General features: G+C 34.6%; 7 protein-coding genes. 5 read left to right on the top strand and 2 right to left on the bottom strand.

Annotated features, from left to right (window positions below; genetic code table 11):
- Positions 1–246: 246 nt before the first annotated feature.
- Complete coding sequence (locus tag F6K22_RS26275; protein WP_293104838.1) at positions 247–492, bottom strand: hypothetical protein; 246 nt, start codon at positions 490–492, stop codon at positions 247–249.
- An 868-nt stretch (positions 493–1,360) separates the two neighbouring features.
- Between F6K22_RS26275 and F6K22_RS26270 the strand changes: the two genes are divergently transcribed.
- The 3 genes from F6K22_RS26270 to F6K22_RS26260 all read left to right on the top strand — a co-directional run bounded on the left by F6K22_RS26270 (position 1,361) and on the right by F6K22_RS26260 (position 4,127).
- Positions 1,361–1,915 carry a hypothetical protein gene (locus F6K22_RS26270; RefSeq protein WP_293104835.1) on the top strand — a complete coding sequence of 185 codons (555 nt, stop codon included), beginning with the start codon at positions 1,361–1,363 and terminating at the stop codon, positions 1,913–1,915.
- A gap of 7 nt (positions 1,916–1,922) precedes the next feature.
- Positions 1,923–2,672: an ABC transporter ATP-binding protein gene (locus F6K22_RS26265; protein ID WP_293104832.1), complete on the top strand. Its 750-nt coding sequence runs from the start codon at positions 1,923–1,925 to the stop codon at positions 2,670–2,672.
- A gap of 996 nt (positions 2,673–3,668) precedes the next feature.
- A complete protein-coding gene (locus tag F6K22_RS26260) occupies positions 3,669–4,127 on the top strand; it encodes a peroxiredoxin (protein ID WP_293104829.1) in 459 nt (152 codons plus the stop codon).
- A gap of 375 nt (positions 4,128–4,502) precedes the next feature.
- Here the strand turns inward: F6K22_RS26260 and hpf are convergent, their stop codons facing one another.
- Entirely contained in the window at positions 4,503–5,144 is a 642-nt protein-coding gene (gene hpf, locus F6K22_RS26255; RefSeq protein ID WP_293104826.1) for a ribosome hibernation-promoting factor, HPF/YfiA family, read from the bottom strand.
- A 467-nt stretch (positions 5,145–5,611) separates the two neighbouring features.
- Here hpf and lipB point away from each other — a divergent pair, with 467 nt between their 5' ends.
- Entirely contained in the window at positions 5,612–6,253 is a 642-nt protein-coding gene (gene lipB / locus F6K22_RS26250) for a lipoyl(octanoyl) transferase LipB (protein ID WP_293104824.1), read from the top strand.
- Positions 6,254–6,350: 97 nt separating this feature from the next.
- Positions 6,351–6,575 carry a hypothetical protein gene (locus F6K22_RS26245; protein WP_293104822.1) on the top strand — a complete coding sequence of 75 codons (225 nt, stop codon included), beginning with the start codon at positions 6,351–6,353 and terminating at the stop codon, positions 6,573–6,575.
- The last annotated feature ends 176 nt before the right edge of the window (positions 6,576–6,751 follow it).

Raw genomic sequence — 6,751 nt, 5'->3', positions numbered from 1 at the left:
TCTATTAAGTCTATTCTTAATATTATCTAATCCAAGTCTTTGACTCAACTATTGTGTATTTGCATTAGAACTGTATTTTAAAATTTCTTTGACAATTTTTCTAATTGAAATATTGTCATTTTTAATTTGATCCTGCACTGATTTCAGCCAATTTGGATGTGCATTTCCATCGGTATTTTCTACATAGAATTTATCCAATTCTGATAGTTCAATTTCTTCATTGGGATTGACTAAATCTACAGCGACTTATTCCGCATATTCAATAGTTAAAATGATTTTCACTGTACTTGCCAAATGCATCATTCTATTTGAGTTTAAATCAGGAAGTATTGTATTATTTCTCACAAGTTTGATTGAATACCTATCAGGATTGTCTTGGAGAAAATTTCCAACTAATTCTTTATTAAGTTTGAAGTAATAGACTACAGATATACCTAAAAGCAAAACTACTGTAATTAAAATCCCCAAACCTCTCAAAATCTTTTTTAACATTTTTCATTTTCTTTAATAAAGTAGAATATTACTCTAATAGTAATATGTTCATTTACTTTATAGACTGTTTGTCAAGTAAGTATTAAAACTTGAATAAGGCATGGAATTTAATCAGTATACCTAATAGAGTATCGGTATTCAGACCAATAAATTTATGGTAAAAAATAGTTGTGTATTCCTCTATTCCTGATTTCCTATTCCCTATCTCGTTTTTGATATTTATTTTACAAATCATCTTTAAGATAGCAGTTTAAAATGATTTGTAAAAAATAAATAAATAAATAAAAAACTGCTAACCCTTACATCTAAATTGAAAGATATTTTTTTCACAATTCCAGTAGGATTAGTATCAAGCAACAATGATTATATTTTTTATATTTTTCATAAAAAAGCTATAATAACAATTTGAAAAAAACGTTATAAATAAGCTTGAATGAAAAGGTCTTGATTTTAATGTCTATTTGACTAAAAATAGAGGATAACCACAAAAAATAATTAAATTTTCTTCCTCCTGACTACAGTAGGGGCAATGGGGCAATTAATGAATTACCCCTACTTACTCCTAAGCCGTAGCCTAACTATTTGTAGCCAAAATTTATCAAACAGGTATAATTTCATTATGTTTAGAAACTGTTTGTTAAAGGAATATTAAATCTAGGCGTGGGCTGGGTTTTGCGTTCCGCAAAGCTTCGCAATATGCAGAAATGAAGCAAAATGGCTGTCACCGACTTAAATTGGCCGCAATAATTATACTGAATTACCAAACTCTTAACTGTCCACCGTAACCCACCGAACATACCGAAGATTAAACCAATAGACTGTCTTAATCTTTGCTTTATAAACACTATCTTAATTAACCAGACTTAGTATGATTGAAAATCAACACTCAGAAACGTTTATATTTAGAATTTCTCCTCTGATTAAATTAACCCTTTTAAGTTTGTATATTGCATTAACCTTACCATTACCTTTTTTATCCCAAGCCACAAATGCGCCAGTACCTCCTGTTATTTTAGGAGTAGGACTAACACTAGGAGCAATAGCATTATACGCAGCTCTAACAGAACGAGTCATAATTAATGACAAAGGAATTCAACTATCCTATCCAGCTTGGGTACCAGACCTCTTTCGCAAAGGTTGGTACTTACCTTGGGCAGAAATAAAAGCTCTTAAACCTCGGACTACAGGTCAAGGTGGTTTAGTCTACTATTTTCTGAATAATTCTGGAGAAGGTTATTTGTTGCCAATGCGAGTCGTGGGTTTTGCCAAGTTGGTTCGGATAGTAGAGGCAAAGACAGGTATAGATACAACTGATGTACGTCCTTTATCACAACCTTGGATGTATTTGATTTTATTCGGTTGCACCATACTGTTATTATTAGTAGATGCTTGGACTATTTCCAATGCAGTTGCCATTTCCTAACTAAAAAATGGAAGAGCAGCAGTTTCAAATATATTTAGACCAAGTAAGTTTAACTACCCCAGTTAGCTACCAATATTTACTCAAAGATATTTCTTTTACTGTAGAAAAAGGTGCTAGGGTTGCTGTAGTAGGTCCTTCTGGCTCTGGTAAGACATCTTTGCTACGGCTATTAAATAGATTGAATTCTCCTACTTCTGGTTATATATATTTAGATGACCAAGAGTACGGCAAAATTCCTGTGACTCAACTGCGAAAAGAAGTGACTCTAGTATTACAGGAGTCAAAACTTTTGGGAATGTCTGTAGCAGAAGCGATAGCTTACCCTTTAAAACTTAGAGGACTAAGACAACCAGAAATTCAGCAAAGGTGCGAATATTGGATACAGCAGTTAAATATTCCTGAATCTTGGTTATCTAGGTCAGAATTACAACTTTCCATGGGACAAAAACAATTAGTAGCGATCGCTCGTGCTGCTGTAATTCAACCTAAAATTCTTTTGTTGGATGAACCTACCTCAGCTCTAGATATTGGTACTGCTAATCGATTTATACAGGTATTGGCAACCTTAGCAGAAAGTGAAGTAACAGTAATTATGGTCACTCATCAAATAGATTTAGCTGAACAGTTTTGTTCAAAGCTACTACATCTAGAAGAAGGAGAATTAATTGAAGATTCCCCTAATAGTAAAGTTGATTGGGTTAAGTTACGCCATCGTATCATCCAAGCACAAGCTCAAGAAACTGAAGAATGGAGTTAAAGAAGCGCTCAGCACTCAGTAATCACAGCATCAGTAGGATAATTTTTTTGGTAGTGCTAAAAAGGAAAGAATACAGGAAAATATAGGGTAACAGTAGTAGAAAGGTGCATTTTAATGTCAGACCCCAAGCCACCCTGTCCATCATACAATTCATGCTTCAGTGTTCAAGAATGGTAAAACCTGCTTTTTCCGTTCATCAAATTTTTCCATCCATCCCTCCTCAGTCGAAAACCACAAACATTGTCATTCTCTGAGAGCTACCTAAAAAATCCTGTGTCAAAAGATTTTTCTTTGCTTCGTGACAATTTTTGTGATATCATCAAGATTATAGTTACTAAATTGCCTATTTACATGACTTTTTATTCAAATTTAGTTGAATTTGCTTTCCCAAGAGGCAATCAAATATTTAGGGAATTTTCTCAGGAGCCATACCAAAAAGATTTGCCTTTTGTGAAGCTCCCATAAATAGTGTTTTTGCCGTTTATCAAATTTTTCCATCTATCCCTCCTCAGTCGAAAACCACAAACATTGTTATTCTCTGAGAGCTACCTAAAAAATCGCGCGTCAAAAGAAAATCTTTTGCTTCGTGACAATTTTTGTGATATCATCAATATTAGGATTTCTAGCTTGCCCCTATATATGAAGTTTTATTCAACAAAACATAGTATAGTTCCTCACTTCAAAGGGAATATTAGACTAGTCGCTAAATAGATGGAAAAAATCGCTTAAATTAAAACACAGCAGTAATTCCAGACGTTTTAAATTGGGAATAGCTAAAATTATTACTTGACTTGGGTTTGCCAGTTTTTTTTAGTTATAAAGCGACAAGTCTATTGTAGAAAGGAAAATCAATCTAAAAGATACAGTTAAGATCTCTATATTTTAAGCCCCCTACTTAAACAGGAAGTGCTGATAAGTTAAATAGAGATTTTTAAGCTAATATATATAACAAAAGTTAACATTATCTACAATAATCTTTAACCCAAAATATTAACTATGACAATTAAAGTAGGAGATAAAGCACCCGAATTTACCTTACCATCCCAAGATGGAACTAAAGTTTCTCTCTCTGACTTCCGGGGTAAGAAAAATGTTGTTGTTTACTTTTATCCCAAAGACGATACACCTGGATGTACCAAGGAAGCTTGTGCATTTAGAGACAAATATCAAGTATTTACAGATACCGATGCTGAAGTAATTGGCATTAGTGGAGACTCGAAAAAATCTCACAAACAATTTGCGACTAAATATAATTTACCCTTTACTCTCCTATGTGATAAGAGCAACAAAGTTAGAGAATTATACGATGTACCTGCCACACTCTGGATACTTCCAGGTAGAGTCACTTACGTCATAGACAAAGAAGGAATTATCCGTCATATCTTTGACTCTATGCTTGACTTTGAAGCTCATGTTAAAGAAGCTTTAAAAGCCTTAAAAGCCATACCTGCTTAACTACCTATAAGCTTTCTAATTGTTGAGTGCTGACCGCTTCTTTAAACTCTTCTTAAAGGGCGCCAAGAAATAAATTATCCCACAAGATTTGACGAGCATTTTGCCCACAAAATATTTTGGGATAATTTTTTAAGTAGAAGCCACTTAGCTTTAATAAAGACATGACTTTAAATTTAAAAATAAATCTCTACTCAAGCCAACTACAACTATAATTATGGCAATAAGTTATTATGATGTCCGGATAATAAGTGATAAAAAAGTTTTTGTTTGTAGCAGGGCTTGAGCCACTGAAATATCTATCTTATTGATCAAGCCCTACTACGAAGCTCTAGTTCTAACTATTCAACCAGACACGATATTAAGATAATTCTAAACCTAAGTAGATTTAAGACCTGCTGCCTCATCAATACTATTGGCTAGTTTCCCATTATTACCATTACCATTATTGTTAGGTCGTGGTTGAATTAAACCATAACCACCATGATGATAACGTTTGTAAATAACATTAATTTCACCAGTCGCCGAATTGGAAAACATATAGAAATCATGGTCAATAAATTGTAGCTGCTCCAGGGCTTCTTCTACAGTCATAGGAGGCATAGCAAAATATTTAGTCCGTACTACTTCATTTGGTAGCTCTGGTTGGCGATCGCCAATCAAATTCTCTACTACTGGCTGTGATTGAATCACTTCAACAGTCTTAGCTTTACTTACCTTGGATTGACGCTTTTCTTTATACTTCCTGAGTTGGCGTGCAATTTTATCTGCTACTAAGTCAATACTGGCATACAAGTTCTCGCTACTTTCCTGGGCACGAATGACTGTACCATTTGCGTAGATAGTTACTTCTGCTGTTTGCTTAGGATTTATGCGTGGATTTTTAGCTACTGACAGATGTACATCTACTTCTGTGGTGAGTTGTTGAAAATGATTAACTGCTTTTTCAATTTTTTGATTGACATACTCGTGAATAGAATCGGTTATTTCTATATTTTTACCCTGGATTACAAGCTTCATAAGCTCCCTCCGAATTGTGTTTGGGCTTACTATTATTATATAGAATAGCACTTTGTATTCTCCCAAACATCCTATCTTTAAAATCCTTTGCATCCCTTGACAATTCTTGACTTTTTTTTCCTTAATTTCACGAAATTTTTCGTTGATTTTTTGGATAATTAGCAGTATTTGGTTAGTAGTATGAATAATGAATAGTTATATTTTAGCTTTTATCTTTTCTTAATTTGCCATCAAAAAAGACAGTAGTTATATTTGAGAAGGCAAAAATCCATTTTAGGTGCTTTCCATTTGAGTAAACCACAAAGTAGTTGCAAGCAAAGTCCCTACAGGATTATCATTTTTTTTATTTAGTTCATTGACCTGAAAACTGCTGTAATAAAAAAAGAATGTTACGGAGATAGGGTTTCTCAAGTTACTGAGGTATTATAATTTTTCTATTTTATATTCCCCCACTCCCCTTCTCTAAAATGACTTCTCAAACTTGCCACTTAATTTGTCCAGGACTAACAAAGTATTCGGTGGCCTGGGAGTGGCAGCGATCGCTTGTCCAACAACGTCGTCATTGTCCAGAGTTGGCCGATGTCCTAATATTATTAGAACATCCACCAGTTTATACATTGGGACAAGGAGCCAAATTAGATTTTCTCAAATTCGATCCTGGTCAAAATGAATACGAACTCTACCGTGTGGAACGTGGTGGGGAAGTGACATACCATTGCCCAGGCCAACTGGTAGGTTATCCAATCCTTAACTTAAAGCATTATCAGCAAGACTTACATTGGTATCTACGACAACTAGAAGAAGTATTGCTAAAAGTCTTAGATTTCTATGGTCTTCAAGGTGAGAGATATCCAGGGTTAACAGGGGTTTGGTTGGAGGGTCGAAAAGTAGGAGCAATTGGAATTAAAGTCAGCCGTTGGATAACTATGCACGGCTTCTCTATCAATATTTGTCCAGATTTGACTGGTTTCTACAAGATTGTACCTTGCGGTATTTCTGATAAACCTGTAGGTAGTCTGGCTGAATTTTTACCTAGAATTACTACAGATGAAGTGCTACCCCAATTAGCTAATGCTTTTGCTCAAGTATTTGGAGTTAAGTTCAATTAGGGTTTGCTGAAAAAATTCTTTTGGTAAGGGTAGGAGTCAGTCCTCAGGATTTAGGAGGAACGGGAATTATAGACGAGGTAGGAGTCAGAATTTTCCCTTGGTTTTTCTGCCGTTGTCTGCCTTTTATGCTAACTTTTTGAGCTTGATAAAGCGAAAAGCTGGTAGTTTTTTAGATGAAAAAAGACTAAAACCTTTATATATCAATGCTTTTATGATTATTCAGCAAGCCCCCATTATTTACCAAAAAAAAGGCGTTGCACAATCAGGAATGATTAAATCCAAAAGTAGATATAGTAGTTTACAGCGCTTTTCAGTTGAGTAGACCACTAAACTTATTGTTAGAAGTCAGGAGTCAGGAGGCGCGGAGTTAGTATAAAAGCCCTCCTTCTTCAAATTATGACTGAATAAATATACGATACTTAGGGTTTCTGGAGGAGAGTGTGGTCTATCAAGGATGAAAACTGCAATTTGAGCGATCGCTCAAATTACTCAAGATGA

Origin of the sequence: Okeania sp. SIO2F4 (assembly GCF_010672385.1) — a bacterium.
Lineage (GTDB): Bacteria > Cyanobacteriota > Cyanobacteriia > Cyanobacteriales > Microcoleaceae > Trichodesmium.
Note: the sequence above shows the minus strand (reverse complement) of the source record. Positions and strands in the feature narration are given on the sequence as shown.

Coding starts and splice junctions, on each gene's coding strand:
- F6K22_RS26260 (WP_293104829.1), top strand. CDS start 3,669: ATGACAATTAAAGTAGGAGATAAAGCACCCGAATTTACCTTACCATCC.
- F6K22_RS26265 (WP_293104832.1), top strand. CDS start 1,923: ATGGAAGAGCAGCAGTTTCAAATATATTTAGACCAAGTAAGTTTAACT.
- F6K22_RS26270 (WP_293104835.1), top strand. CDS start 1,361: ATGATTGAAAATCAACACTCAGAAACGTTTATATTTAGAATTTCTCCT.
- lipB (WP_293104824.1), top strand. CDS start 5,612: ATGACTTCTCAAACTTGCCACTTAATTTGTCCAGGACTAACAAAGTAT.
- F6K22_RS26275 (WP_293104838.1), bottom strand. CDS start 492: ATGTTAAAAAAGATTTTGAGAGGTTTGGGGATTTTAATTACAGTAGTT.
- hpf (WP_293104826.1), bottom strand. CDS start 5,144: ATGAAGCTTGTAATCCAGGGTAAAAATATAGAAATAACCGATTCTATT.